Below are 25,045 nucleotides of genomic sequence, written 5' to 3'. Positions count from 1 at the left end.
CGCGCCTCAGGACGCGGTCTTGACCTTCGAGATGTCGGTCGGGTTCGCCTCGTAGTCCTCGGTGTCGGCCGGGCAGACCAGTTCGGTCGGGCGGGCCCACGGCTTGTCCACGTAGGTCTGCCAGTCCTTCTGGTTGGCCGGGTAGGTCTCGGCGCCCGTCGGGTCACCACAGGTCTGCGCCGACACCGACTGCCCCGGCCCGATCACCACGACCGAACCCGCCTTGAGCGTACATTTCGCGACCCAGGTCAGGTCGTTCCAGCCGTTGCAGATCTCGTAGGCAGTGCGGTACTGCGCCTGCGTGCCCTTGGGCGCGTCGTAGGACCACCAACCGCCGATGCGGTTGGTGCGGCCGCTGGCGTCGAGCTTGGCCGGGCCATTCCACATGCGCCAGACGGCCACGTCCTGCTTGAGGCGGATGACGGTGCCCTCGACGATGCCGCCCTGCCCGGCCGGCTTGACCGCGGAGGAGATGGCGGCGCGGGCGTAGTCGGCGTCCGTGGTGGAGAGCACCTCGGCCTTGCCCTGGAGCTGGGTGGGCAGGCGCTCATCGTCGGAGCCGGAATCGAGGCTGACACAGCCTCCGAGCAGGACCAGCAGGGGCAGGAAGGCACGGGACAGGGCGTGGCGGGCAAGCATGGCGGAAACTCCTCGCAGAAGCGGCTAGACAGACAGACAGGGATGCGAATACGGATCAGCGCCCCAGCCACAAGGCCGGAGCGGACTGCATGGGAAAACTGCCCTCGCCCCGTGGCGTGCGGACCCGGTAGTGCGTGTCGTCTTCTGCCCAGGCGACACAGTCACCCAGCGACACCCGCACCGCCCGTGTGATCTCCAGCCCTTGCGCCGCGTCGATTCGCCAGCCCTGCGGCGACCAGATCGACAGCACCTGCGCGAGGCCCTGGCGGCTTTCATGCACCAGCGTCAGGTCGAGGCGCTCCCCCTGGGCCAGCACCGACACGACGACATGGCTCTGGTCGTTGGGCCGGACCACGGAAAATCCCCAGAACCGGATCACGCCGAAGGGCCAGTCCATCCAGTGGGCGCGCACGTGCTGCGCGCACTGGGCAGCAGACTCGGGGGGGGACTCAGCGGGGGCGTTGGCAGCGGACATTGGCCAGAAGCATGCGACAAATTTCTCGATTTCGGTCGCCATCCCGCCATCTCGATCGCAACAAAAGGAAACGCCGCTTCACCCAGGCTGGAGGCTGCGCAGGAAATCCAGCCCGCGGCGCAGCAGCGGCCCGCCCAGCCGCCCGATCACGCCGGACACTGCGGGCGCGCCCAGCGTGAAGCGGGTGTTCAGCAGCGGCGTGCGGTGGGTGAGCCGCAGCGTCACACGGCCGAAGGGGTAGACCGCGGGCACGTCCGGGTTGCAGCGCGGCCGGTGCTGCATCACCAGCGCCAGCTCGCAGGCCGCCAGATCGGGCAATGCCACCGACCCGAACGTGAAGGACAGGCTGTCGGTCGGTCCCAGGCAAGCGCGCCAGCGGGGGATCTGCGCATGGTCGGCGAGGCATGCATGGACATCGGGGGCCGCGCCGACATGGAGCAGCTCGCGCATGGTGGTCGTCTTCGCCTGGTCATCGAAATAGGCGCGGTAGACGCAGAAGACGCCTGAGCGCTGCGGCATCAGCCCGCGGTTGTATTCATTCCAGTAGCCTGAAAACCGGATCGTGAGAGAGGGGTCCGCCATGGTGGTTGCCTGTCCGTCGACAGGATGAAAGTGGGCTGGGAGGCTGGTGGGGCGGAAGGCCAAGAGCCCCCGATGTGAAAATTCTGCGGTGCCTGCCAACAGGCAGGAACACGCGGCCCCCGGTACCAGGGGGACCAGGGCGCCATCTCCGGCGCCATGGCGGCAGACCGCCCGAAGGAGCGTCGCACCCGTGCAACGCATCGGCCACGCAGGCGACCGGCCAGAGACTGGGCACAATCCGGCGATCCGTTTTGTCAACTCTCGGGACCAAGCCCATGCGCCGTGTTGTCTTCAATCAGAAGGGTGGAGTCGGCAAGTCCACCATCACCTGCAACCTCGCCGCCGTCAGTGCGCAACAGGGGCTGCGCACGCTGGTGCTGGACCTGGATGCCCAGGGCAACAGCACACGCTACCTGCTCGGTGCCCAGGCCGATGCCCTGAGCGCCAATCTGGCCGGGTTCTTCGACCAGACGCTCAAGTTCAATCTGCACCCGCGCAGCACGGCCGAGTTCATCGTGCCCACGCCGTTCGAGCATCTGCACCTGATGCCCTCCAGCCCGGCGCTGGACGAACTGCACGGCAAGCTCGAATCGCGCTACAAGATCTACAAGCTGCGCGACGCGCTGGACGAAGTGGCCGACCGCTACGACCGCATCTACATCGACACGCCGCCTGCGCTGAACTTCTACACCCGCTCGGCGCTGATCGCCGCCGATCGCTGCCTGGTGCCCTTCGACTGCGACGATTTCTCGCGGCGCGCGCTCTACACGCTGCTGGAGAACATCCAGGAAATCCAGGCCGACCACAACCGCAGGCTGCAGGTCGAAGGCATTGTCGTCAACCAGTTCCAGGCTCGGGCCAGCCTGCCGCGCAAGGTGGTGGCGGAGCTGGTCGCGGAAGGCCTGCCGGTGCTGCAGCCCTACCTGTCGCCGTCGGTCCGGATCAAGGAGTCGCACGAGCAGGCACTGCCCATGGTGCACCTCGACCCGAAACACCGACTGACGCAGGAGTTCATCGCGCTGCACGCCACGCTGCAGGCGCACTGCGCAAGCGGGACGCAGAGTCCCTGACGCCAGCAAGCCGATACAGGCGGGATTTCACGGCTGCACAAGATCTTGCGGGCACCAATCCCCTGAACCAGGGAGCCGCCATGCGATCAGAGCGGTTTTGCGGCAACGGGCATGGGTAGAGTCGCACCGTCACCCATCGGACAGGGGAATTCAGTTGCCGGTGGGATCTCTTGCCGCTCGCCAGCCCTAGCCCGCCTCCATGTCCGTCCTGCAGTTTTCGCCGCCTTCACCCACGAAAGTCCGTTTCCGTGACACGGCGAGGATGCATCCGATGCCCACCGCTGCACAGAGCCTGCACACCCACGCGCCGATCGCCCTGTTCCTCTACCACCGGCCCCAGCACACACAGCGCTGCCTGGCGTCGCTTGCGGAGAACCCGGAGTTCCTCGACAGCCCGCTCTACCTGTTCTGCGATGGCGCCAAGGGCACGGCCGACGCCGCGGCCGTCGCCGAAGTCCGCCGCATCGCCCGGACACTGAAACATCCGCGCAAGGTGCTGTTCGAATCCGCGACCAACCAGGGGCTGGCCCGTTCGGTGATCGCAGGCGTGACGCAGGTGGTGCAGGCACACGGCCGTGTCGTCGTGGTCGAGGACGACCTCGTGCTGGCGCCGACCTTCCTGGCCTTCATGAACCATTCGCTGCAGCGCTACGCCGACGATGTCGGCGTCATGCAGGTCTCTGGCCACATGTACCCCGTCGATCCCGGCAGCCAGGACGACGCCGTGTTTCTGCCGATGGCCTGCTCCTGGGGCTGGGCCACCTGGGAGCGGGCCTGGCAGCGGTTCGACCCGGACATGCGCGATTTCCAGACGCTGGCCGCACAACCGGGGCTGCGGCGCCAGTTCGATGTGGACGGCGCGTTTCCCTACTTCTCGATCCTGAAGCGCCAGCGCGCCGGCAAGGCCGACTCCTGGTTCATCCGCTGGTACCTGAGCATGTTCATGGAGGGCGGCATGACGCTCTATCCACGCCACAGCCTGGTGCACAACGAGGGTTTCGACGGCACCGGCGTGCACTGCGGCGTGGGCGGCTCACCCTACGACCCCAAAGGCACATTGCCCCACCAGCCCCTGACCCGGCTGCCCGACGCAGGCCACGTCGACGCCCACGCACTGGCCCGGGTGCGGACGTTCCTCGCGGCGCAGAACACCTTCTGGCAGCGGGCCAAGCGCCGCCTGCAGGCGCTCAGTGCGCCTCGTCCCAGTTGAGCCCGACGCCCACCTCCGCCAGCAGCGGCACCTTCAGTGCCGCCACCCCCGCCATCAGCCGCGGGATCGCCTCACGCGCCCAGTCGAGTTCGGCCTCGGGCACCTCCAGCACGAGTTCGTCGTGGACCTGCATCACCATACGGGTAGCGCGGCCCTCGGCGTCAAGCGCGCCCTGCACCGCGATCATCGCCAGCTTGATGAGGTCGGACGCCGTGCCCTGCATCGGCGCGTTGATCGCCTGACGCTCGGCGGCGGCCTTGCGCGGGCCGCTGCCGCCCTGGATGTCGATCAGGTAGATGCGCCGACCGAAGATCGTCTCGACATACCCCTGCTCGGCCGCCAGCACCCGCGTCTCGTCCATGTAGCGCTTCACGCCGGGATAGCGGGCGAAGTAGCGGTCGATGTAGTCCCGCGCCGCCTTGTTCTCGATGCCCAGGCTCTGCGCCAGCCCGAAGGCACCCATGCCGTAGATCAGCCCGAAGTTGATGGTCTTGGCGTAGCGCCGCTGCTCGCTGCTCACCTCCGCCAGCGGCACGCCGAACACCTCGCTCGCCGTCGCCCGGTGCACGTCATGCCCATCGGCGAAGGCACGCAGCAGCGCCGGGTCGTCCGACAGGTGCGCCATGATGCGCAGCTCGATCTGCGAGTAGTCGGCGCTCATCAGCCGGTGGCCGGGCGGCGCGATGAAGGCTTCGCGCACACGGCGGCCCTCCGCGGTGCGGATGGGGATGTTCTGCAGGTTCGGCTCGTTGCTCGCCAGCCGGCCGGTCACTGCCACAGCCTGCGCATAGTTGGTGTGGATGCGGCCCGTGACCGCGTTGACCATCTGCGGCAGCTTGTCGGTGTAGGTGCTCTTGAGCTTGGCGAGACCGCGGTATTCCAGCAGCGTCGCCGGCAGCGGGTAGTCGGCCGCGAGTTCCTGCAGCACCTCCTCGTCCGTGCTCGGCGCGCCCGAGGCGGTCTTCTTCTTCACCGGCAGGCCCTGCTTGACGAACAGGATCTCGCCGAGCTGCTTGGGGCTGCCAAGGTTGAACGGCTGGCCCGCCAGCGCGTGCGCCTGGGCCTCCAGCGCGACCAGGCGGCCGGCGAGTTCATGGCTCTGGCGCGCCAGCACGGCCGCGTCCAGCAGCACGCCGTGGCGCTCCATGCGGCCGAGCACGGCCGAGGTCGGCACCTCGATGTGTTCGTAGACATGGCGCATGCCGGCATGGTCCGGCGCGCTCAGGTCGGGCCACAGCGTCTGGTGGACCTGCATCGTCATCTCGCTGTCCTCGCCGGAATAGCGCGAGGCGTGGGCGATGTCCACCTGACTGAAAGGGATCTGGTGCGCGCCCTTGCCGCAGAGGTCTTCGTAGCTCAACCCGCTGCGGCCGAGGTGGCGCTGGGCCAGGCTCTCCAGCCCGTGCGGCTTGTGCGCCTCCAGCACGTAGCTCTGCAGCATCGTGTCGTGCCGGTAGCCGCGCACCGTGATGCCGTGGTTGGCGAAGACGTGGGTGTCGTACTTGATGTTCTGGCCGAGCTTGGCCGCCGCGGCATCCTCCAGCCACGGCTTCAGCAGCGCCAGCACCTCGTCCAGCGGCAACTGCACCGGCGCGTCGGCGTAGTCGTGCGCCAGCGGGATGTAGCAGGCCTCGCCCGGCCGCACCGCGAAGCTCAGCCCGACGATGCGGGCGCGCATCGGGTCGAGCGAGTCGGTCTCGGTGTCGAGCGCCACCAGCTCGGCGCCGCGGATCGTCGCCAACCACGCCTCCAGCGCCTCGCGCGTCAGCACGGTGTCGTAGCGGCCCGCGCCTGCAGCCTCGGGCGCGCCGGTGTCGGCGGCTTCGGTGTCGCCGGACGGCTCGGCGAAGAGGTCGTCCATGTGCCCGATCGGCTTCGGCGCGGCGGCCTGGGCCACCGCCTGCAAGGCCGCATTCGCCGCCGCCAGCAGCTCCTTCTCCAGCTCGAAGCGCCAGCTCTTGAAGCCGTAGCGGATGTAGAAGTCCAGCAGCCCCGGCTTGTCCACCGCCCGCAGCGCCAGCGTGTCCATGACCGGCCAGTCGGCGATGTGCGGCGCGAGGTCGCAGTCGAGCTTCACGGTGATGAGCCGGCGACCCATCGGCAGCCAGTCGAGCGCCTTGCGCAGGTTCTCGCCCGCGACCCCCTTGATCGACGCCGCCGCGGCCATCACGCCGTCGAGCGAGTCGTGTTCGGCCAGCCACTTCACCGCCGTCTTCGGCCCGACCTTCTCGACACCCGGCACGTTGTCCACCGCATCGCCGATCAGCGTCAGGTAGTCGATGATCCGCTCGGGCGGCACGCCGAACTTGGCCACCACGCCGGGGATGTCCAGCGTCTCGTTGGTCATCGTGTTGATGAGCGTGACGTGTTCGTTGACGAGCTGCGCCAGGTCCTTGTCGCCGGTGGAGACGACGACGCGGTGGCCGCGCTCGACCGCCACCCGGCACAGCGTGCCGATCGCGTCGTCCGCCTCGATGCCCGGCACCTCCAGCACCGGCCAGCCCATCAGCCGCACGACCTCGTGGATCGGCGCGATCTGCAGCCGCAGGTCATCGGGCATCGGCGGGCGGTGCGCCTTGTACTGGTCGTACCACTCGTTGCGGAAGGTCGGGCCCTTGGCGTCAAAGACACACACCGCGTGCTCGCTGGGCACCTGCTCGCGCAGGCGGCGCAGCATGTTGATGAGGCCGTAGATCGCCCCGGTCGGCGCGCCCTCGGCGTTGCGCAGGTCGGGCATCGCGTGGAAGGCGCGGTAGAGGTAGCTGGAGCCGTCCACCAGCAGCATCGTGGGGCGGTCGGCGGGCGCGGGGGAGGCAGCAACGGACGTGTTCATCGGGGGATTGTCGGTGATCCGCCACGGCGCGCCACCTACAATGCAAGCCGCATCCACTGCCCTCCCTGGCCCCGATTCCCCTTCTTTTGCCCTGTTGCCGATGGCTGTTTTCACTGAAGTGTCCCTCGATGCAGCGAACGCGCTCGTCAAACGTCTGGGTCTGGGATCGGTCACCGCACTGCGCGGTATTGCCTCCGGCATCGAGAACACCAACTACTTCGTCACCACCGACCAGGGCGTGCAGTGGGTGCTGACGCTGTTCGAGCGGCTGACCTTCGCGCAGTTGCCGTTCTACCTGCACCTGATGAAGCACCTGGCTGCGCGCGGCATCCCGGTGCCCGACCCGCAGGCCGACGCCGCGGGCGAGATCCTGCACACCGTCTGCGGCAAGCCGGCGGCGCTGGTCAACAAGCTCTCGGGCGGCCACCAGCTCGCGCCCTCCGTCTGGCACTGCCAGCAGGTCGGCCAGATGCTCGCCCGCATGCACCTCGCCGGCCGTGATTTCCCGCTGCACCAGCCCAACCTGCGCGGGCTGGACTGGTGGGTCGAGACGGTGCCGGTGGTCGTGCCCTACATGGACGCCGATGCCCGCCGGCTGATCGAGGACGAACTGGCCTTCCAGCGCCACGTCGCCGAGACCGCCGCCTACCAGGCGCTGCCGCGCGGGCCGGTCCACGCCGACCTGTTCCGCGACAACGTGATGTTCGACGGCCTGCCCGGCCACGAGAAGCTGACCGGCTTCTTCGACTTCTATTTCGCGGGCGTCGACACCTGGCTGTTCGACCTGGCGGTGTGCCTGAACGACTGGTGCATCGACCTCGACACCGGCCGCCTCGTGGAGGAGCGCGCCGCGGCGATGGTCGCCGCCTACGACGCCGAGTGCCCGATGCGCGCCGACGAGCTGCGCCTGCTGCCGGCGATGATGCGCGCGGGTGCCCTGCGTTTCTGGACGTCGCGGCTGTGGGACTTCCACCTGCCGCGCGAAGCCAGCATGCTCAAGCCACACGACCCCACCCACTTCGAACGCGTGCTGCGCGAACGGGTGGCCAACCCCTGGCACTGGATGCGCTGAGGCACCAAACAATGAAACTTCGAGTCGCCACACCCCGCGACGGCGTGCAGTGGATGCTGAGCGGTGTGCACATGGCACGCCGGCATGCCCTCGGCCTGGCGGGACTGTTCGGCCTGCAGATCTTTGCGCTGGCATTGCTGCTGGGTTTGCCCTGGGTCGGCCCGGTGCTGGTGGCGGCCCTGCTGCCGGCGCTGTCAGCGGGCTGGGTCGATGTGTCCACTGCCGTGCAGGCGGGCGGGCGGCCCCAGCCATCGCAGCTGATCGGTCCGCTGCGCTCGTCTGCGCGTCCCGCACTGCTGCGTCTGGGTGCGCTGAATGCGCTGGCCTCGTTCTTGCTGCTGATGCTGGCCGACCTGATCGACCCGGGCATGGCCGACGCCTGGGCCACCATGCGCGACAGCGAGACCAGCGCCGAGGCGACGCTCGACGCCATCGGCGCACTCCAGCAGGGCATGGTGCTGCGCGCGGCACTGCTGGTGCCGCTGGCGCTGACGCTCTGGCACGCCCCTGTCATCCTCGTGCGCACGGGCGCCGGTCTGGGCAAGGCGCTGTTCATCAGCGCCAATGCCAGCTGGCGCAACCTGGGCGCCTTCGTCGTGTTCGGCGTGTGCTGGCTGGTGGCCGATCTGGTGCTGTCGCTGGTACTGGCAGGGCTGCTGGCCGCACTCGGACTGGGTCAAGCGGCGATGCTGCTGGTGCTGCCCGGCGCGATGGTCTTCTCGGGGGCGTTCTATGCGTCGCTGAAGGCCAGCGTGGAAGGCTGCATCGATTTCGAGGAATGAGGGCTCAGCCCTCGCGCACGTCCGCGACGGGCTGCACGCCAAAGTCGGCCCGGTCCAGCCAAGCCAGCACCTTCGACGCCGCCACCTCGGCGCTGTCGAGCAGCCCGGCCTCCTTCAGCTGCACGAAGCGCAGCCGGTCTGGGAACGCCGTCGGGTCGCTCGCCCGCAGCTGGATCTGCATGTCGGTGTCCACCACGCCCGGCGCCAGCGAAACGATGCGCGCCGGGTGCGGGCGCTGGGCCTCTTCGAGTGCGACGGCGCGGCTGAAGTGGTCGAGGCCGGCCTTGGCCGCACAGTAGGCCGCGCTGCCCGCCATCGCCCGCCGGCCCAGTCCGGACGAGATGTTGAGCACTTTCACCCCGCCCGTCTGCCGTGCCGACCAGCCCTCGGTGCCGCGCAGGAAGGCGGCCGTCAGCAGCATCGGCGCTTCCAGCCCGACGCGCAGTGCGTTCGACAGTTCGGCCGCGCCACTCGTCCCGACAGGCCCCAGCGGCGAGAGCACACCCGCATTGTTCAGCAGCGTGGCGCTGGCCAGGGCTCCTGCCGACAGCGTGGCCAGCCAGTCCGACAGCCGCTGCGCCGCTGCCGGTGCATCCGCCAGATCCAGCGCCCAGGACTGGCAGGCACTGCCGTGCTGCTGCGCCCACCCGGCCAGTGCAGCCTCCGGGTGGCGGGCCACGGCGATCAGCAGCCGGCCGGGACTGCGCAGCCACTGCCGCGCCATCGCCAGGCCGAGGCCGCGCGAGGCGCCGGTCAGCACCATCAGGTGCGGGGCGTGCAGAGACGCAAGCTGATCCATGTCCATGTCCTTGCAGTTGTCCAGCGGCACATTGTGGCGAAGTGGGCGAGACAAGGTCGGTCTGCCTAGAATCCGCGCCATGCACAGCACGTCACGCCGTCGCCCAGGACTGGAGGCCCCGACCATGACCCACCCGCACGACGCTCACGCCGAGCGCCTGCGCCGCAACCGCCTGACCCGGCGCGACACACTGTGGCTGTTCGCCGCGGGATCGGCCGCCACCGCGCTCGCGGGCTGCGCCGTCTCGCCGGTCTCGGGCAAGCGCATCATGGTCGGCATGAGCGAGGAGCAGGAACGCCAGGTCGACACGCAGCAGGCGCCGCACCAGTTCTCGCAAGACCTTGGTGCGGTGCAGGACGCCGAGGTCAACGCCTACCTCGGTCGCGTCAACCAGTCACTGCTCGGGCAGGTCCACCGCCGCGACATGCCCTACAGCGTGCGCGCCCTCAACGCCAACTACGTCAACGCCTACACCTTCCCCGGCGGCGCGATGGGCGTGACCCGCGGCATCCTGGTCGAGATGCAGGACGAGGCCGAGCTGGCCGCCCTGCTCGGCCACGAACTCGGCCATGTCAACGCCCGCCACGCCGCCCAGCGCCAGGGCCAGGCACTGATCGCCCAGGTGGCGATGGTGTCGCTGGCGGTGGCCACGCAGGACTCGGCCTGGTCGCCGCTGATCGGTCTGGGCAGCCAGATCGGCGCCAGCGCGCTGCTCGCCAGCTACTCCCGCGACAACGAACACGAGGCGGACGCCCTCGGCCAGCAGTACCTGGTCGGCGCCGGCTATCCCGCCAGCGGCATGACCCAGCTCCACGCCCTGCTGGTGCGTCAGCACAAGGAGCAGCCCGGGATGCTGGAGACCATGTTCTCGTCGCACCCGATGAGCAGCCAGCGCATGGACAACGCCCGCGAGGCGGCGGACACACGCTACGCCGCCAGCGCCAAGGCGCCCCGCCAGCGCGAGCGCTTCATGGACAGCACGGCCAGCCTGCGCCGCATCCGCCCGGCGATCGAGGCCTGCAAGAACGGCGAGCTGGCCATGGGCCGCAAGGCCTTGCCGGAAGCGCAGCGGCAGTTCTCCCAGGCGCTCCAGGTCGCCCCGCGCGACTACGCCGCCAACCTGCGCATGGCCCAGTGCCTGCAGGCGCAAGGCCAGGCACGCGAAGCCCAGCGTTTTGCCGACACCGCCCGGAACGTCTATCCCCAGGAAGCCCAAGCGCACAAGCTCGGCGCCTCGCTGCACCTGGCGCTGCGCAATCCGGGTGCGGCCTACCAGGCGCTGGACCAGTTCGACCGTCTGCTGCCCGGTGACCCCGGCGTGCTGTTCATGAAGGGCTACGCGCTCGATGGCATGGGCCAGGGCCGCCGCGCGGCCGAACACTACGCGCAGTTCCTGCAGATCAGTCGCCAGGGCGATGCCGCCCAGTTCTCCGTCAACCGCCTGCGGGCCATGGGTTATGTCGTCCAGTGAATCCTCTCCACGCCCGCGCCTGGGCACCGGGCGCATCGTCGCCCTGCTGCTGCTCGGCACGCTCGCCTTTCTCGTGGTCGCGCTGGTCGCGCCCTGGATCTGGCAGACCTTCCGCAGCGCCGGCACCCCGACGGCCATGGCCGCTGCGCCAAGCGCCGGACTGCCCTGGCAGATCGAGCGCCGCCCGGACGGCAGCAGCATGGTCTTCGGACTCGACCTCGGCCACGGCACGCTGCAACAGGCCACCACCCGTTGGCCCGACCAGAAGCTGGTGACGGCCCTCGTGCGCGATGGACAGGGCGGCCTCACGCTGGAGGGCTATGTGGAGAGCGTGCGCGCCGGCTTCGTGCAGGGCAAGGTGGTGCTGACCGGCTCGGCCGACACCAGCACGCTGCAGGGCTGGGCCGAACGCGCCACGCACCGCGAGCCACAACCCAGCGGTTCGTGGCGCCTGACGCTGTCGCCCCAGGATGAGGCGGCCGCACTCGCCGCACCGCTGACCGGGCTGGTGTTCCTGCCCGCCGCGCGTTTCGACGAGGCCACTGCCGTCGAGCGCTTCGGCCCCGCCCCCGAGCGGCTCGTCACGCCGGACGGTACGGTGCACCTGCTCTATGCCGAACAAGGCGTGGTGATCGCGCTCGATCCACAGGGGCAGGCCAAGCCGGTGCTGCAGTATGTGGCGCCCTCCGCCTTCGACCGCCTGCGCGCACCACTGAAACGCTGAACCACTGAGACACCGACCTCCACCGCTTCGATCCAACCGACCCCCAGCCCCCAGACCACCATGTCACTCTTCGACTCCTTCCAGGGCGCCAGCCCCAGCCCCAGCCCGAACCCTGTGCACAGCCCGGCCGGCAGCCACTTCGGCGCCGCACCGACACGCATGGACGCGATCGACTACGAGATCAAGGGCAGCGAGATGCAGTTCGTCGAGATCGAACTCGATCCCGGCGAGGCCGCCATCGGCGAGGCGGGCAGCCTGATGTTCATGGAGGCTGGCATCAGCATGGACACCGTCTTCGGCGATGGTGCCAAGGACGGCGCGGGCGGCGGCGGCGGCTTCATGGGCAAGCTGCTCGGCGCCGGCAAGCGGCTGATCACCGGCGAGTCGCTGTTCACCACGGTCTATTCGAACAACGCCGGCGTGAAGCAGCGTGTGGCCTTCGCCGCGCCCTATCCCGGCAAGATCCTGCCGATGGACCTGCGCCAGCTCGGCGGCATGCTGATCTGCCAGAAGGACGCCTTCCTGTGCGCGGCGCGCGGGGTGTCACTGGGCATCCACTTCCAGCAGAAGCTCTCGGTCGGTTTCTTCGGCGGCGAGGGCTTCATCATGCAGAAGCTCGAAGGCGACGGGCTGGCCTTCGTGCACGCCGGCGGCAGCATCATCCGCCGCGAGCTGCGCCACGGCGAGTCCCTGCTGGTCGACACCGGCTGCATCGTCGCGCTGACGCCGAACGTCAATTTCGAGATCCAGTACGTCGGCAAGATCAAGACCGCGCTGTTCGGTGGCGAAGGCCTGTTCTTCGCCAAGGTCACCGGGCCGGGCACGGTGTGGATGCAGAGCCTGCCGTTCTCGCGCCTGGCCAGCCGCATCTTCGCCGCCGCACCGCAGAACGGCGGCTCGCAGGAAGAGGGCTCGGTGCTGGGCGGCGGGATGCTGGGCGGCCTGCTCGGCAACCGCTGACACGCGCCGCGGCAGACTTCAGCGCACCACCAGCACCGGCACGGTGCTGTGGGTCAGCACCTTCTGCGTCTCGCTGCCCAGCAGCAATGCGGCCATGCCACGCCGGCCGTGCGAGGCCATCACGATCAGGTCGGCGCCCTGCTCCTGGCCGTAGTCGATCACGGCCTCCCACGGGTGGACGGCCTCGACCGTCGCCGCCGTGCAGGCCACGCCGCTGGACGCGCACAGCGCCTTGACCTGCTCGATGTGCTTGTTGGCGATGCGGTCCTGCGCGTCGAAGAACTCCTGCGGCGGGATGGGCTGCATCTCGGAGATGGCGCTGTAGGGGAACGGCTCCTTCACCGCCAGCGTCACCAGCTTCGCGCCGAAGGCCTTGGCCAGCGTGATGGCGGTGTCGACTGCCTTGGCGGTGATGTCGGAACCATCGGTCGGGACCAGAATGCATGTGTACATGGTGTACCTCCTGAAGAGGGTTCCATGATGCGCGCCCGCCGCGGCCCCGACTTGATGGCTGTCAAGAAACCCGTGCCCGCATGCCGGCAAGCCTTCAGCCCCGCGCCACCGGCCGTCGTCCATCGCGGCACCACTCGCTCCATGACCCCGCATAGAGTGTCGCAGCGGGCAGACCCGCCACCTCCACAGCCAGCAGGTTGTGGCAGGCCGTGACGCCAGAGCCGCATTGGTGGACCACCTCGCCACCACCGCCCAGCAGCGGCGCGAACGCGGTCCGCAGTGTCTCGGGCGCATGGAAGCGGCCGTCCGCGCCCAGGTTGGCATTGAACGGCCGGTTCAGCGCACCGGGGATGTGGCCGGCGACGGGGTCCAGCGGCTCGACATCGCCGCGGTAGCGCTCCGGCGCGCGGGCGTCGATCAGCGTGACGCGGCCGAGCTGCGCCTGCAAGGCCTCCGCGGTGATGACACGCCGCCCCGCCTCAGGGGACACGGGGTAGGCAGAGACCGGCGCAGGCGACCGCGCCGCACCGGTTTCCAGCGTCCCGCCGGCTGCAGCCCAGGCGGCCACGCCACCGTCGAGCACGGCCACCGCCTCATGGCCGATCCAGCGCAGCATCCACCAGACGCGGGCGGCGAACATGCCCCCCTGCGCGTCGCAGACCACCACCGGCGTGGTGGGTGTGATGCCGAGCCGCGCGACCGTGGCGGCGAAGTGCTCGCGGGTCGGCAAGGGATGGCGCCCGCCGCACAGCGCGGGCACGTCGCCCTTGGCGCTCAGGTCGCGGTCCAGGTGCACGTACTGCGCGCCGGGAATGTGGCCCGCGAGGAAGGCCTCGGCGCCCGCGTCGGGTCGGGCGAGATCGAAACGGGCGTCGAGCACGCACACCTCGCCCACACAGGCAAGCAGGGCGTCGGCACGGATCAGGGGCGTCGGAAGTGTCGTCATGGTGGCAGCGTGGAGCGGGAAGGAGAGCGGTGGTTCAGGGATCGAGGTCCGGGGGCAGCGTGTCCTGCGCATTCTGGCGCGGCCCGGTGCCGTGGCGCAGCCGGGTGGCCGTGATGCCGGCACCGACCACCAGCACCATGCCCGCCAGCGCCAGCGGATGCACCGGATCGTCGAACAGCAGCACGCCAAAGGCAAACGCGAACACGATGCCCAGGTACTGCAGGCTGGCGTTCACCAGCGGCCGGCCAATGGCGAAGGCGCGGGTCATCGCCAGCTGCGCCGCGGTCGCGAACAGGCCGACGCCCAGCACCAGCAGCACGGCGGTCCAGCCGGGCCAGGGACTCGGCCCCCCATTGAGCAGCATCAGCACCAGCCCGGCCAGCGTGCCGCCGCAGGAAAAATAGAACACCACCCGCGTCTCCGGCTCGCCCACCCGGCCCAGCGCGGTGATCTGCAGATAGGCCATCGCGGACAGCATCCCCGAACCCAGGCCGACGACGCCGTACCAGAGCTGGTCACGGTCGATGCTGGGTCGCAGGATGGCGGCCACCCCGACGAATCCCGCCAGCACGGTGGCGATCAGTTTCGGGTTGATCCTGGCGCCGCCGGCCAGCACCGAGCCACCGATCAGGAACATCGCCATCCAGATCGGCGACATGTAGTTCAGCGTCATCGCCGTGGCCAGCGGCAAGCCGCTGATGGCATAGAACCACAGGCACAGCGAGGACACGCCGACGATGCCGCGCCAGACGTGCATCCACGGCACGGCGGTGTGCAGCGACTGGCCGCGCTGGTGCATCAGCACCACCATGGCCAGCGCCCCGATCAAGCCCCGGTAGAGCACGATCTCGCCAGTGCCGAAATGCACGCTGGCGAGCTTCACGCACAGGCCCATCAGCGCGAAGAGAAACGAGGCCAACACCATCAGCACAGGAGCAGTCATGCCCCCGATGCTAACGACCCTGGCCCCGTCATTCCCGCGCAAGCGGGAACCCACGCGGTCATCCGTCCAGATCAGTCCTTGAACGCCATCACCCGCCGGTACCACTCGTGGAAGTGCTGCATGCCGTCTTCCATCGGGCTCTGGTAGGGACCGACCTCGTTGTCCCCCCGGGCCATCAGCGCCTTGCGGCCCGCGTCCATGCGCTCGCCGATCTCGTCGTCCTCGATGCAGGTCTCCATGTAAGCGGCTTTCTGGGCCTCCACATAGTCGCGCTCGAAGGCGGCGATCTCTTCCGGGTAGTAGAACTCCACGGTGTTGAGCGTCTTGGTCGGGCTGATCGGGTGCAGCGTGGACACGGTGAGCACGTTCGGATACCACTCGACCATCACGCTCGGGTAGTAGGTCAGCCAGATCGCGCCGTGCTGGGGCATCACGCCGTTCTGGTACTTCAGCACCTGCTCATGCCAGCGCTCGTAAGTAGGGGAGCCCGACTTGCCCAGCGCCTTGCCCGCGCCCTGCGCCACACCGACCGTCTGCACCGAGTACGCGTCGCCCATCTCCCAGCGCAGGTCGTCACAGGTGACGAAATTGCCCAGACCGGGGTGGAAGGGACCGACGTGGTAGTCCTCCAGGTAGACCTCGATGAAGGTCTTCCAGTTGTAGTTGCACTCGTGCTGCACGACGTGGTCGAAGACATAGCCCTCGAAGTCCAGCGCCTGGCGCGGCCCCATGCCGGCCAGATCGGCGGCCACGTCACGGCCCCCGTCCGTCCGCTCGAAGACCATGCCGTTCCAGACCTGCACCGGGTAGTTGCGCAGGTTCAGGCACGGGTCTTCCTTGAAGTGCGGTGCGCCGATCAGCTGGCCCTGCAGGTCATAGGTCCAGCGGTGCAGCGGGCACACGACATTGCTGCCGGTGTGGCCGCGTCCCCTGAGCATCACGGCCTGCCGGTGGCGGCAGACGTTGGACACCAGCTCGACGCCGTTCTGGGTGCGGATGAGCGCGCGCCCCTCGCCTTCGTGCGCGAGCGCGTGATAGTCGCCGACCTCGGGCACCATCAGCTCGTGCCCGACGTAGCGCGCACCGGAGGGAAAGATGAGACGCATCTCCCGGTCGAAGAGGGCCTGGTCGAAGTAGCTCGTGACCGGCAATTGCGTTTGGCTGCGTTGAAGAGCGTCGAGTGCGATGCTCAGGTCTGACATGATCCCCAGGATCTCCAAAAATCCATGTCGAACCACCACCCCATGTTCTGGCCCCAACCAAGGGCGTTTGCCAATTCGAAGGCAAGGTGTTTTGCGACACACGTCGGTGTCGCAGCGGGCCGGGGTGGGCGGACGCCCAAGGCGAACCGCGGATTTTAGCCCAGGCCCGCGGCATGCCCGGGCAGGTGCCGGAATGTGCAATATTTCTGGACAATCTGTCCGCGCAGTACAACATCGGACGCCGACCGCCATCTGCCTTCAGTCGCCATGCGGGGCGGCAACGTGTACAGGACGGAACATTCCGCGGACGCCGAGCCCCCTACAATCGAAGCCTTTTCCCGACGCCATGCCCCCGAGCGCCTCCGACCCCTCTTCCCGCGAGCCTTCCCGCGCGCCCGCCAGTTACGAGACTGCGCTGGTCGAACTCGATCGCCTCGTGCAGGCACTCGAATCCGGACAGCTGCCCCTCGACGAGTTACTGGACGGTTACCGCCGCGGGGCCGAGCTGCTGGCCTATTGCCGCAGCCGCCTCGACGCGGTGGAGCAGCAGGTCAAGGTGCTGGACGGCGGGCAGCTCCAACCCTGGAACGATCCCACATGAAGCGCATTGCCTTCGATGCCTGGATGCGCACGCGGCTTGACGCGGTCGAGGCCGCACTCGGTGCCCATGTCCGTGCCGACGCCCCTGCAGGCCTGGGGCTTGCGATGCGCTACGGCGTGCTCGATGGCGGCAAGCGCCTGCGCCCGCTGCTGGTGCTGGCCGCGGCGCAGGCGGTGGACGGCCACGCCGAGGCGGCGATGCGCGCGGCCTGCGCGGTCGAGCTGATCCACGCCTACTCGCTCATCCACGACGACATGCCCTGCATGGACAACGACGTGCTGCGCCGCGGCAAGCCGACCGTGCATGTGCAGTTCGGCGAAGCCCACGCCATGCTGGCCGGGGACGCGATGCAGGCATTGGCCTTCGAGGTGCTCACGCCCCCGCCCGAGGCTGGCGCCGACGTGGTGCCCGACGCGCTGCAGGCCCGCCTGTGCCGGCTGCTCGCGCGGGCGTCGGGCGTCGAGGGCATGGCCGGCGGGCAGGCCATCGACCTGGCCAGCGTCGGCAAGCCGCTGACCGAGACCGAACTGCTCGACATGCACGGCCGCAAGACCGGCGCACTGCTGCAGAACAGCGTCCTGATGGGGGCTGCCTGTGGCCATCCGTCCGCCGCTGCGTGGGCGGCCCTGTCCGACTTCGGCGCTGCGCTTGGCGTGGCCTTCCAGGTGGTCGACGACATCCTCGATGTCACCCAGGATTCCGGCGTGCTCGGCAAGACCGCTGGCAAGGACGCCGACCAGAACAAGCCCACCTACGTCTCGCTGCTCGGGCTGGACGGCGCACGCGACCGCGCCGCCACCCTGCACGCACGAGCCCTGTCCGCCCTGGCCGCCTCCGGCCTGGCCGACGTCGATGCCTTGGCCACGCTGGCCGACCGCATCCTTGATCGCGACTCCTGAGCCGCGACCGCACACCGACGGATCCCCCTGCGATGAACGCCCAGAACGCCCATCCGCTGCTGAACCGCATCCAGTCCCCGGCCGATGTACGCCGGCTCTCGCGCCCCGAACTGAAGCAGCTCGCCACCGAACTGCGCGACCACCTGCTCAAGAGCGTCTCGCGCACTGGCGGACACCTCTCCTCCAACCTCGGCACCGTCGAGCTGACGATCGCGCTACACCATGTCTTCGACACGCCCGACGACCGCCTGGTGTGGGACGTGGGCCACCAGACCTACCCGCACAAGATCCTCACCGGCCGGCGTGACCGCATGCCCACGCTGCGCCAGTACGGCGGCCTGTCCGGCTTCCCGCGCCGCGACGAGAGCGAATACGACACCTTCGGCACCGCGCACTCGTCCACCTCGATCTCGGCCGCGCTCGGCATGGCCATGGGCGCGCAGCTCAAAGGCGAACACCGCCACTGCGTGGCCATCATCGGCGACGGCGCGATGACCGCCGGCATGGCGTTCGAGGCGCTGAACAACGGCGGCATGCCGCATGCGGGTCAGGAGCCGAACCTGCTGGTGGTGCTCAACGACAACGACATGTCGATCAGCCCGCCGGTCGGCGCGCTCAACAAGTACTTCGCCCGCCTGATGAGCGGCAAGTTCTACGCCTCGGCCCGCCAGAGCGCCAAGCAGGTGCTCAAGAACACGCCGCAGCTGTTCGAGCTGGCGCGCAAGCTGGAGGAACACGCCAAGGGCATGGTCGCCCCCGGCACGATCTTCGAGGAGTTCGGCTTCAACTACGTCGGCCCGATCGACGGCCACGACCTCGACTCGCTGATCCCGACGCTGGAGAACCTGCGCGACCGCAAGGGCGCGCAGTTCCTGCACGTCGTGACCAAGAAGGGCTACGGCTACAGGCTCGCCGAAGCCGACCCGATCGCCTACCACGGTCCCGGCAAGTTCGACCCCGCCATCGGCCTCGTCAAGCCGGCCACGCCGCCCAAGCCGACCTTCACGCAGGTCTTCGGCCAGTGGCTGTGCGACATGGCGGCCGCCGAGTCCAAGCTCGTCGCCATCACACCCGCGATGCGCGAAGGCTCGGGCATGGTCGAGTTCCACAAGCGCTTCCCGGACCGCTATTTCGATGTCGGCATCGCCGAGCAGCATGCCGTCACCTTCGCCGCCGGCCTGTCCTGCGAGGGCATGCGGCCGGTGGTGGCCATCTACTCGACCTTCCTGCAGCGCGCCTACGACCAGCTGATCCACGACGTGGCGCTGCAGAACCTGCCGATGGTCTTTGCGCTGGACCGCGCCGGCCTGGTCGGCGCCGACGGGGCCACCCATGCAGGCGCCTACGACATCGCCTTCGTGCGCTGCATCCCGAACATGGCCATGCTGACCCCGGCCGACGAAGCCGAGACACGCATGGCCCTGACGACGGCCTTCCGCCACGACGGCCCGGTGGCCGTGCGCTACCCGCGCGGCAGCGGTGCGGGCACGGTGGCGGCCACGGGCCGGAGTTTCGAGACGCTGCCCTGGGGGCGTGGCGAAGTCCGGCGCACCTCCGGTCTGAGTGCTGGCCGTCCAGGCAGCAAGCGCATCGCCATCCTCGCCTTCGGCAGTCTGCTCTACCCTGCGCTGACGGCCGCTGAATCGCTGGACGCCACCGTCGCCAACATGCGCTTCGTCAAGCCGCTGGACGGCGCACTGGTCGAAGAGCTGGCCCGCACGCACGACGCGCTGGTGACGGTCGAGGAAGGCTGCACCATGGGCGGCGCGGGGTCGGCCGTGGCAGAACACCTGAATGCCGCTGGCATCACCATGCCGATGCTGCACCTGGGCCTGCCCGACCGCTTCATCGAACACGGCGACCCGGCGTTCCTGCTGGCGCAGTGCGGGCTGGACGCGGCCGGCATCGAAGCCGCGATACAACAGCGCTTCGGTCAGCCCAGCCAGATCGGCCTGTTGCGTCCGGTGGCCAACGCCTGAACCACCGCGGAACTGTTTTGTCCCATCTGGATCGAAACAACCATGCAAGTCCTCTCTGACGTTATTGGCGGCCTGTTCCGCCTGGTGCTGCGCCTGACGCTTCTGGTGGCGGGTGCAGTGTTCTTCATGAGCCTGCTGGTCGCGGGCATCGTCGTGGCGGGGGCCTACACGCTGTGGAGCCTGCTGCGCGGCCGACGGCCGACGCTGCAGGACATCCTGCGCTTCCAGCGCGGGCGTGCCGGCTGGTCGGCCGGCTTCGGCACCCGCGCCCGCCCAGGCCACCACCACGGCCACCGCCCGACCTCTGGCGGCGACGTGGTCGAGGTGCAGGCCCGCGAGGTCACGCGCGCCGTGCAATGACCCGCAGGGCGCAGAGCAACACCAGCCCCACGCCCATCACCGCCGCGGCCATCGCCAGCCCGGCGACATAACTGCCGCCGCTGCGCGCCGCGAGCCACCCGGTCGCGGCCGGGCCCAGGATCTGCGCGCAACCATAGGTCAGCGTCATCCGGCCCATCATCTTGGCCGGCCGCGTCGGGTAATAGCGCCCGGCCATCGACAGCACCAGGCTCACCAGCCCGATGAAGGTGGCGCCGAACAGCACCGCGCCTGCCAGCGCCGTGGTCAGCGTCGCGCCGATCGGCAGCACGATCCCGCCGATGTGCAGCACGCTGCACAGGATCAGCGCGTCGATGTCCCCGAGCCTGCGGGCGATCCGGTCCCAGACGATGACCGCCGGCGCCGCCGTCAGCCCCATCACCATGAACACCCAGGCGCCCCGGCCCTGCAGCCCCGGCAGCCGGTCGACGATCGCCACGATGAAGGTCACGCTCACCACGAAGCCGACGCCGGCGCAGAAATACGCCGCCATGAACACGCGCAGGAACAGCGCGCTTGGCGGCTGGTCGGTCATCGCCTGACCGCCAGTGGTCACCGCGCTGGTGTTCGGCGGCGGCAGCCAGCGCAGCGCCGGCACCATCAGCACCGCGGCGATGGCACTGAACGCCCACCACTGCTGCTGCCAGTCGAGGTGCGCACCAGTCATCGCCAGCACCGCCGCAGCGCAGCCGGCCATGCCGATCCCGATGCCCGAGAAATGCAGGCCGAGTTCGCTGCGGTACTGGTGGCGGATCAGCCAGTTGAGGATCAGCCCGGTGCCGAGCAACATCCCCGCCGCGCTGCTCAGCCCCGCCAGAAAACGCGACAGCGCCCAGACGCGCCAGTCCGTGCTCAGCGCCATCGCCACGGTGGACAGCACCGCCAGCACCATCCCCGCCCGGTAGAGCCGGTCCTTCAGCACCAGGTCGCTGATCGACGCAGCCAGGATCGCCCCGCTCAGGTAGCCGGCGTAGTTGACCGCAGCGAGCCAGCCCGCCTCGGCCACCCCCAGCCCCGCCTCGCGCTGCATCAGCGGCAGCAACGGCGTGTAGGCGAAGCGCGCGATGCCGAGCACCAGGATCAGGCTGGACAGGCCGGCCAGCAGCACCCGCAAGCGGGCGGCGTCGTGGGGGTTGGAGGTCATGGGCGGACCATACGGCATCCGACCCACGGCGACGCGCACCCGCGCGACACGGTGGGTGGTGTTCAGGGCCCTCAGTTGAACTCGGCCTGCGCCAGCGCCCTCGCCTGCTCCAGCACCAGCTCCACCGCCGCAGCCTCCAGGTCCGGCGGGTACTTGTACTTGCGCAGGATGCGCTTGACCATCAGCCGCAGCTTCGCCTGCACGCTTTCTCGCTCGGACCAGTCCACAGTCAGGTTCTTGCGCAGGTTCTCGGTCAGCTCGTGGGCGATCTTCTTCAGCGTCTCGTCGGCGAGTTCCTGCACCGCCGATTCGTTGTTCGCCAGCGCGTCGTAGAAACGCACCTCGTCCTCGCTCAGCCCGAGCTGCTCCCCGCGGCCGGCGGCGACCCGGAACTTCCTGGCCATCTCGACCAGCTCGCGCATCACCTGCGCGGCCTCGATCGAGCGGTTCTGGTAGCGCTTGACCACATCGGCCAGCAGGTCCGAGAACTTCCTGTTCTGCACCACGTTGCCGGCGAAGCGCGCCTTGATCTCGCCTTCCAGCAGCCGCTCCAGCAACTCCACCGCCAGGTTGCGCTCGGGCAGGTTGCAGACCTCGGCGAGAAAGGCCTCGTCGAGGATGCCGATGTTCGGCTTGTCCAGCCCGACCGCGTCGAAGAGGTCCACCACCTCGTCGGACACCACCGCCGCGCTGATGATCTGGTGGATCGCCAGCTCTCTGGCCTCGTCGGTCTGCTTCTGCCGGCTGAGGTCGCGCTTGGTCAGCAGCACCTTGACCGCCTGGAAAAACGCCACCTCCTCGCGCACCGCCCGGGCCTCGTCCAGCGTGCAGCACAGCGTGAACGCCTTGCTCATCGCCAGCGCGGTGTCGGCGAAGCGCTTCTTGCCGTCCTGCAGGCCGAGCACATGGTTCGCTGCGCCCGCCAGCGCCCGGTGGCCGGCGGTCAGGAAGTCGCTGTGGTCGAAGCCGTGGCCGTGCGTGCCGGCCAGCATGCCGCGCAGGATGTCGAGCTTCTCGGACAGCACGCTGTACGCCTCGTGCGCGTCCACGGTCGGTCGCCCGCGGCCCTGGCTGCTGGTGTATTCCTTCAGCGCTGCCTTCAGCTCGTTGGAGATGCCGATGTAGTCCACCACCAGCCCGCCCTGCTTGTCCTTGAACACGCGGTTCACGCGGGCGATGGCCTGCATCAGGTTGTGGCCCTTCATCGGCTTGTCGATGTAGAGCGTGTGCAGGCACGGCGCGTCGAAGCCGGTCAGCCACATGTCGCGCACGATCACCAGCCGCAGCGGGTCAGCCGGATCCTTGAAACGCTTCTCCAGCCGCTTCTTGACCTGTGCGCTGTAGAGGTGGGGCCGCAGCAGCGCCTTGTCGCTGGCCGAGCCGGTCATCACGATCTTGAGGGCGCCGCGCTCGGGGTCGGCGTCGTGCCAGTCGGGGCGCAGCCTGACGATCTCGTCGTGGAGATGGACGCAGATGTCGCGGCTCATCGCCACGACCATCGCCTTGCCGGACTGCGCCTTGGCACGCTCCTCGAAGTGCGCCACCAGATCGGCCGCCACGCGGGCCACGCGCGGCTCGGCACCAACCACCTTCTCCAGCGCGGCCCAGCGGCTCTTCAGCTTCGCCTGCTGGCTCTCCTCCTCGTCTTCGGCCAGTTCGTCCACCTCGGCGTCCAGGGTGGCCATCTCGTCCGACTTCAGGCCCAGCCTGGCGAGGCGGCTCTCGTAGTAGATCGCCACCGTCGCGCCGTCCTCCTTGGCCTGCTGCATGTCGTAGACGCTGATGTAGTCGCCGAACACCGCCCGGGTGTCGCGGTCCTCGCGGGACACGGGCGTGCCGGTGAAGGCGACGAAGGTGGCATTGGGCAGCGCGTCGCGCAGGTGCTGGGCGTAGCCGACCTGATACCGCGCCTGGGAGCGCTCGGGCGGGACGAACTCGGCCTTGTACGGCGCCGGCTCGCCTGTGCCGGTGGTCAGCAGTGTCGTGGTGTGGCCGGGTTTCAGCGGCTTGAGCGGCTTGAGGGTCTTCAGCTTGGCCTCGAAACCGTACTGCGTGCGGTGCGCCTCGTCGGCGATGACGACGATGTTGCGGCGCGCCGAGAGCGTCGGGAACACGTCCTCGTCCTCGCCGGGCATGAACTTCTGGACCGTGGCGAAGACGATCCCGCCCGAGGGCCGGTTCGCCAGCAGCGTGCGCAGGGCCTGCCGCGTGGTCGCCTGCACGGGCTGTTCACGCAGCAGATCCTGCGCCAGCGAGAACACGCCGAAGAGCTGGCCGTCGAGGTCGTTGCGGTCGGTGATGACGACGAGGGTGGGGTTCTCCATCTGCGGCGCCTGCATCACGCGGGCGGCGAAGCAGGTCATGGTGATGCTCTTGCCGCTGCCCTGGGTGTGCCAGACCACGCCGCCCTTGCCGCGGCTGCGCTCGTCGCCGTCGGGGCGCGAGGCGGCGAGCACCTGCGCGAGGGCGGCGCGCACCGCATGGAACTGGTGGTAGCCGGCGATCTTCTTCACCAGCCGGCCGTCGTCCTCGAACAGCACGAAGCCGCGCAGGTAGTCGAGCAGGCGGGCCGGGGCGAGCACGCCACGCACAAGGGTTTCCAGCCCGTTGAACTGGCCGAGCGGGTCGAGCGCCACGCCGTCGATGGTGCGCCAGGCCATGAAGCGCTCGGCGCTGGCGCAGAGCGCGCCGAGCAGCGCCTCGGTGCCGTCGGAGATGACCAGCACCTCGTTGTACTGGAAAGCGTCGGGGATCTGCTCCTGGTAGGTCTGGAGTTGCTGGAAGGCTTTCCACACGTCGGCGTTCAGGTCGGCCGGGTTCTTCAGCTCGATGATGACCAGCGGCAGGCCGTTGACGAACAGCACGAGGTCGGGGCGGCGGGTGTGGCGCGGGCCGGTGATGGAGCACTGGTTGACCACGAGCCACTCGTTGCGCGCCGGGTCGGACCAGTCGATCAGGCGCACGAAGTCGCCGCGGGTGTCGCCGTCCAGCGGGTACTGGACGGGCACGCCGGTGACGAGCAGGCGGTGGAAGTGGCGGTTGGCGGCGAGCAGCGACGGGGTGCCGAGGTCGAGCACCTGGCGGACGGCGTCGTCGCGGGCGGCGGGTGGGATGGTCGGGTTCAGCGTGTCGATGGCGCGGCGCAGGCGGCACAGCAGGACGACCTGGCGGTAGGAGTCGCGCTCGGGGGTGGCGCCTTCCGGGGCGAGGTCGGGGCCGTAGGCGTGGGTGTAGCCCACGTCGGCGAGCCAGGCGAGGGTTTCTTGTTCGAGTTGGTCTTCGGTCATGGTTTCCCCGCTGGCTTGTCGTCGGATGGGGCTGGCGCCGCTAGAATCCCGTCCCAAGTGGATTGGGGGTTCCCGGTCGGCGTCACGGCCTCGGTGGGTTCACCGGGGCCTTTCGCTTTCTGGGGCGGATGCACGATCAGGCCGACGTTCTCGTAACCCTCCCCGGCGCGCTGGCGTCCTCCTGCACAGTAGAACTTGCGCTGCAGCACCTCGAACGCCAGATTGCGCTGATGCGGTCGCAGGTGGTGGATGCCCACCGGTCGGGCGACCAGATCAGCCAGTTGCAGGCCGGCCAGATTGGTCTTCTTGTCGGCAAACACGATGTCGAACGGCAGAAGCTGCCCCGTGGGGTTGTCGCCATCGCAGATGCGGCGGAACTCCAGTTCAAGCTCCTTGTCCTCCTTCGGCCCACGGCATTCGACGACCAGGTGCGTCTTGCGATGCGCCTGGCCCTTTTCTGCCAGGAAACCGCGCAGCGCCTGCAGGCACAGGCAGAGGGCGATGTGGTACGGGTTGTCCTGGGCGCTGGCGCCACGGGGCATGCGCCGCTTGTCCACCACACAGGTCATCAGCACGAAGTGGCTGGCTTCCATGAG

The 25,045-nt window shown here is 69.0% G+C and carries 23 protein-coding genes; 11 read left to right on the top strand and 12 right to left on the bottom strand.

All coding sequences use genetic code 11. The features are described from left to right. Positions 1-6 precede the first annotated feature (6 nt). The 3 genes from U5O44_RS16080 to U5O44_RS16070 form a co-directional block, all read right to left on the bottom strand. Complete coding sequence (locus U5O44_RS16080; RefSeq protein WP_322589426.1) at positions 7-639, bottom strand: hypothetical protein; 633 nt, start codon at positions 637-639, stop codon at positions 7-9. Positions 640-694: 55 nt separating this feature from the next. Beyond that, complete coding sequence (locus U5O44_RS16075) at positions 695-1,036, bottom strand: hypothetical protein (RefSeq protein WP_322589425.1); 342 nt, start codon at positions 1,034-1,036, stop codon at positions 695-697. 156 nt (positions 1,037-1,192) lie between these two features. Further along, positions 1,193-1,696, bottom strand: coding sequence for a hypothetical protein (locus U5O44_RS16070; protein WP_322589424.1), 504 nt, complete (start codon positions 1,694-1,696; stop codon positions 1,193-1,195). 275 nt (positions 1,697-1,971) lie between these two features. Between U5O44_RS16070 and U5O44_RS16065 the strand changes: the two genes are divergently transcribed. Then, a complete protein-coding gene (locus U5O44_RS16065; protein WP_322589423.1) occupies positions 1,972-2,766 on the top strand; it encodes a ParA family protein in 795 nt (264 codons plus the stop codon). A gap of 271 nt (positions 2,767-3,037) precedes the next feature. After that, positions 3,038-3,976 (top strand): glycosyltransferase, encoded by a 939-nt coding sequence (locus tag U5O44_RS16060; RefSeq protein ID WP_322589422.1) that lies wholly within the window; start codon positions 3,038-3,040, stop codon positions 3,974-3,976. Here U5O44_RS16060 and polA read toward each other — a convergent pair. Next, positions 3,954-6,809: a DNA polymerase I gene (polA, locus tag U5O44_RS16055; RefSeq protein WP_322589421.1), complete on the bottom strand. Its 2,856-nt coding sequence runs from the start codon at positions 6,807-6,809 to the stop codon at positions 3,954-3,956. The two genes, U5O44_RS16060 and polA, sit on opposite strands and share 23 nt — an antisense overlap. A 100-nt stretch (positions 6,810-6,909) precedes the next feature. Here polA and U5O44_RS16050 point away from each other — a divergent pair, with 100 nt between their 5' ends. After that, on the top strand, positions 6,910-7,881 hold the full coding sequence (locus tag U5O44_RS16050) for a homoserine kinase (RefSeq protein WP_322589420.1): 972 nt from the start codon (positions 6,910-6,912) through the stop codon (positions 7,879-7,881). A gap of 11 nt (positions 7,882-7,892) precedes the next feature. Then, positions 7,893-8,663, top strand: coding sequence for a BPSS1780 family membrane protein (locus U5O44_RS16045; protein WP_322589419.1), 771 nt, complete (start codon positions 7,893-7,895; stop codon positions 8,661-8,663). A 4-nt stretch (positions 8,664-8,667) separates the two neighbouring features. Here the strand turns inward: U5O44_RS16045 and U5O44_RS16040 are convergent, their stop codons facing one another. Continuing rightward, on the bottom strand, positions 8,668-9,462 hold the full coding sequence (locus tag U5O44_RS16040) for an SDR family NAD(P)-dependent oxidoreductase (RefSeq protein WP_322589418.1): 795 nt from the start codon (positions 9,460-9,462) through the stop codon (positions 8,668-8,670). Between the two features lie 124 nt (positions 9,463-9,586). On the opposite strand from U5O44_RS16040, the gene U5O44_RS16035 reads away from it, so the two are divergent. From U5O44_RS16035 to U5O44_RS16025, 3 genes are all read left to right on the top strand, one after another. Further along, positions 9,587-10,933 carry a M48 family metalloprotease gene (locus U5O44_RS16035; RefSeq protein ID WP_322589417.1) on the top strand — a complete coding sequence of 449 codons (1,347 nt, stop codon included), beginning with the start codon at positions 9,587-9,589 and terminating at the stop codon, positions 10,931-10,933. Further along, entirely contained in the window at positions 10,920-11,657 is a 738-nt protein-coding gene (locus tag U5O44_RS16030; RefSeq protein WP_322589416.1) for a hypothetical protein, read from the top strand. The genes U5O44_RS16035 and U5O44_RS16030 overlap by 14 nt, the downstream gene beginning before the upstream one ends. A 159-nt stretch (positions 11,658-11,816) precedes the next feature. Beyond that, positions 11,817-12,617 (top strand): TIGR00266 family protein, encoded by an 801-nt coding sequence (locus U5O44_RS16025; protein WP_322590515.1) that lies wholly within the window; start codon positions 11,817-11,819, stop codon positions 12,615-12,617. An 18-nt stretch (positions 12,618-12,635) separates the two neighbouring features. On the opposite strand, the gene U5O44_RS16020 is transcribed toward U5O44_RS16025, so the two are convergent. From U5O44_RS16020 to U5O44_RS16005, 4 genes are all read right to left on the bottom strand, one after another. Further along, positions 12,636-13,070, bottom strand: coding sequence for a universal stress protein (locus U5O44_RS16020; RefSeq protein WP_322589415.1), 435 nt, complete (start codon positions 13,068-13,070; stop codon positions 12,636-12,638). Between the two features lie 94 nt (positions 13,071-13,164). Further along, positions 13,165-14,016: a sulfurtransferase gene (locus U5O44_RS16015; RefSeq protein WP_322589414.1), complete on the bottom strand. Its 852-nt coding sequence runs from the start codon at positions 14,014-14,016 to the stop codon at positions 13,165-13,167. 34 nt (positions 14,017-14,050) lie between these two features. Then, the gene (locus U5O44_RS16010; RefSeq protein WP_322589413.1) at positions 14,051-14,959 is read right to left on the bottom strand and encodes a DMT family transporter; all 909 of its coding nucleotides are present in this window, start codon (positions 14,957-14,959) and stop codon (positions 14,051-14,053) included. 71 nt (positions 14,960-15,030) lie between these two features. Then, positions 15,031-16,161 (bottom strand): aromatic ring-hydroxylating oxygenase subunit alpha, encoded by a 1,131-nt coding sequence (locus tag U5O44_RS16005; RefSeq protein ID WP_322589412.1) that lies wholly within the window; start codon positions 16,159-16,161, stop codon positions 15,031-15,033. Between the two features lie 346 nt (positions 16,162-16,507). Here U5O44_RS16005 and U5O44_RS16000 point away from each other — a divergent pair, with 346 nt between their 5' ends. From U5O44_RS16000 to U5O44_RS15985, 4 genes are read left to right on the top strand one after another with little or no spacing between them, the layout of a single operon-like run. Further along, complete coding sequence (locus U5O44_RS16000) at positions 16,508-16,762, top strand: exodeoxyribonuclease VII small subunit (RefSeq protein ID WP_322589411.1); 255 nt, start codon at positions 16,508-16,510, stop codon at positions 16,760-16,762. Continuing rightward, the gene (locus U5O44_RS15995; protein ID WP_322589410.1) at positions 16,759-17,661 is read left to right on the top strand and encodes a polyprenyl synthetase family protein; all 903 of its coding nucleotides are present in this window, start codon (positions 16,759-16,761) and stop codon (positions 17,659-17,661) included. Before U5O44_RS16000 ends, U5O44_RS15995 begins: the two co-directional genes overlap by 4 nt. Before the next feature lie 32 nt (positions 17,662-17,693). Further along, positions 17,694-19,640, top strand: coding sequence for a 1-deoxy-D-xylulose-5-phosphate synthase (gene dxs / locus U5O44_RS15990; RefSeq protein ID WP_322589409.1), 1,947 nt, complete (start codon positions 17,694-17,696; stop codon positions 19,638-19,640). A gap of 42 nt (positions 19,641-19,682) precedes the next feature. Then, positions 19,683-20,000 carry a hypothetical protein gene (locus U5O44_RS15985; RefSeq protein ID WP_322589408.1) on the top strand — a complete coding sequence of 106 codons (318 nt, stop codon included), beginning with the start codon at positions 19,683-19,685 and terminating at the stop codon, positions 19,998-20,000. Here the strand turns inward: U5O44_RS15985 and U5O44_RS15980 are convergent. From U5O44_RS15980 to U5O44_RS15970, 3 genes are all read right to left on the bottom strand, one after another. Further along, the gene (locus tag U5O44_RS15980) at positions 19,981-21,162 is read right to left on the bottom strand and encodes a YbfB/YjiJ family MFS transporter (RefSeq protein ID WP_322589407.1); all 1,182 of its coding nucleotides are present in this window, start codon (positions 21,160-21,162) and stop codon (positions 19,981-19,983) included. The genes U5O44_RS15985 and U5O44_RS15980 overlap by 20 nt on opposite strands. Before the next feature lie 71 nt (positions 21,163-21,233). Next, the gene (locus U5O44_RS15975) at positions 21,234-24,449 is read right to left on the bottom strand and encodes a type I restriction endonuclease subunit R (RefSeq protein ID WP_322589406.1); all 3,216 of its coding nucleotides are present in this window, start codon (positions 24,447-24,449) and stop codon (positions 21,234-21,236) included. Next, positions 24,446-25,042, bottom strand: a complete 597-nt coding sequence (locus tag U5O44_RS15970; RefSeq protein ID WP_322589405.1) for a DUF3800 domain-containing protein — start codon at positions 25,040-25,042, stop codon at positions 24,446-24,448. Before U5O44_RS15970 ends, U5O44_RS15975 begins: the two co-directional genes overlap by 4 nt. Between the last annotated feature and the right edge of the window lie 3 nt (positions 25,043-25,045).

This window comes from Sphaerotilus sp. (assembly GCF_034519685.1).
Classification (GTDB): domain Bacteria; phylum Pseudomonadota; class Gammaproteobacteria; order Burkholderiales; family Burkholderiaceae_C; genus Sphaerotilus.
This window is presented reverse-complemented; position numbering and strand designations above follow the sequence as displayed.

What these genes read in the sequence shown, in the direction of transcription:
- U5O44_RS16000 (WP_322589411.1), top strand. Translation starts at nt 16,508, where the DNA reads ATGCCCCCGAGCGCCTCCGACCCCTCTTCCCGCGAGCCTTCCCGCGCG.
- U5O44_RS16040 (WP_322589418.1), bottom strand. Translation starts at nt 9,462, where the DNA reads ATGGATCAGCTTGCGTCTCTGCACGCCCCGCACCTGATGGTGCTGACC.
- U5O44_RS15995 (WP_322589410.1), top strand. Translation starts at nt 16,759, where the DNA reads ATGAAGCGCATTGCCTTCGATGCCTGGATGCGCACGCGGCTTGACGCG.
- U5O44_RS16030 (WP_322589416.1), top strand. Translation starts at nt 10,920, where the DNA reads ATGTCGTCCAGTGAATCCTCTCCACGCCCGCGCCTGGGCACCGGGCGC.
- U5O44_RS16045 (WP_322589419.1), top strand. Translation starts at nt 7,893, where the DNA reads ATGAAACTTCGAGTCGCCACACCCCGCGACGGCGTGCAGTGGATGCTG.
- U5O44_RS15970 (WP_322589405.1), bottom strand. Translation starts at nt 25,042, where the DNA reads ATGGAAGCCAGCCACTTCGTGCTGATGACCTGTGTGGTGGACAAGCGG.
- U5O44_RS15975 (WP_322589406.1), bottom strand. Translation starts at nt 24,449, where the DNA reads ATGACCGAAGACCAACTCGAACAAGAAACCCTCGCCTGGCTCGCCGAC.
- polA (WP_322589421.1), bottom strand. Translation starts at nt 6,809, where the DNA reads ATGAACACGTCCGTTGCTGCCTCCCCCGCGCCCGCCGACCGCCCCACG.
- dxs (WP_322589409.1), top strand. Translation starts at nt 17,694, where the DNA reads ATGAACGCCCAGAACGCCCATCCGCTGCTGAACCGCATCCAGTCCCCG.
- U5O44_RS16050 (WP_322589420.1), top strand. Translation starts at nt 6,910, where the DNA reads ATGGCTGTTTTCACTGAAGTGTCCCTCGATGCAGCGAACGCGCTCGTC.
- U5O44_RS16005 (WP_322589412.1), bottom strand. Translation starts at nt 16,161, where the DNA reads ATGTCAGACCTGAGCATCGCACTCGACGCTCTTCAACGCAGCCAAACG.
- U5O44_RS16075 (WP_322589425.1), bottom strand. Translation starts at nt 1,036, where the DNA reads ATGGACTGGCCCTTCGGCGTGATCCGGTTCTGGGGATTTTCCGTGGTC.
- U5O44_RS16060 (WP_322589422.1), top strand. Translation starts at nt 3,038, where the DNA reads ATGCCCACCGCTGCACAGAGCCTGCACACCCACGCGCCGATCGCCCTG.
- U5O44_RS16080 (WP_322589426.1), bottom strand. Translation starts at nt 639, where the DNA reads ATGCTTGCCCGCCACGCCCTGTCCCGTGCCTTCCTGCCCCTGCTGGTC.
- U5O44_RS16020 (WP_322589415.1), bottom strand. Translation starts at nt 13,070, where the DNA reads ATGTACACATGCATTCTGGTCCCGACCGATGGTTCCGACATCACCGCC.
- U5O44_RS16015 (WP_322589414.1), bottom strand. Translation starts at nt 14,016, where the DNA reads ATGACGACACTTCCGACGCCCCTGATCCGTGCCGACGCCCTGCTTGCC.
- U5O44_RS16070 (WP_322589424.1), bottom strand. Translation starts at nt 1,696, where the DNA reads ATGGCGGACCCCTCTCTCACGATCCGGTTTTCAGGCTACTGGAATGAA.
- U5O44_RS16010 (WP_322589413.1), bottom strand. Translation starts at nt 14,959, where the DNA reads ATGACTGCTCCTGTGCTGATGGTGTTGGCCTCGTTTCTCTTCGCGCTG.
- U5O44_RS15985 (WP_322589408.1), top strand. Translation starts at nt 19,683, where the DNA reads ATGCAAGTCCTCTCTGACGTTATTGGCGGCCTGTTCCGCCTGGTGCTG.
- U5O44_RS15980 (WP_322589407.1), bottom strand. Translation starts at nt 21,162, where the DNA reads ATGACCTCCAACCCCCACGACGCCGCCCGCTTGCGGGTGCTGCTGGCC.
- U5O44_RS16025 (WP_322590515.1), top strand. Translation starts at nt 11,817, where the DNA reads ATGGACGCGATCGACTACGAGATCAAGGGCAGCGAGATGCAGTTCGTC.
- U5O44_RS16035 (WP_322589417.1), top strand. Translation starts at nt 9,587, where the DNA reads ATGACCCACCCGCACGACGCTCACGCCGAGCGCCTGCGCCGCAACCGC.
- U5O44_RS16065 (WP_322589423.1), top strand. Translation starts at nt 1,972, where the DNA reads ATGCGCCGTGTTGTCTTCAATCAGAAGGGTGGAGTCGGCAAGTCCACC.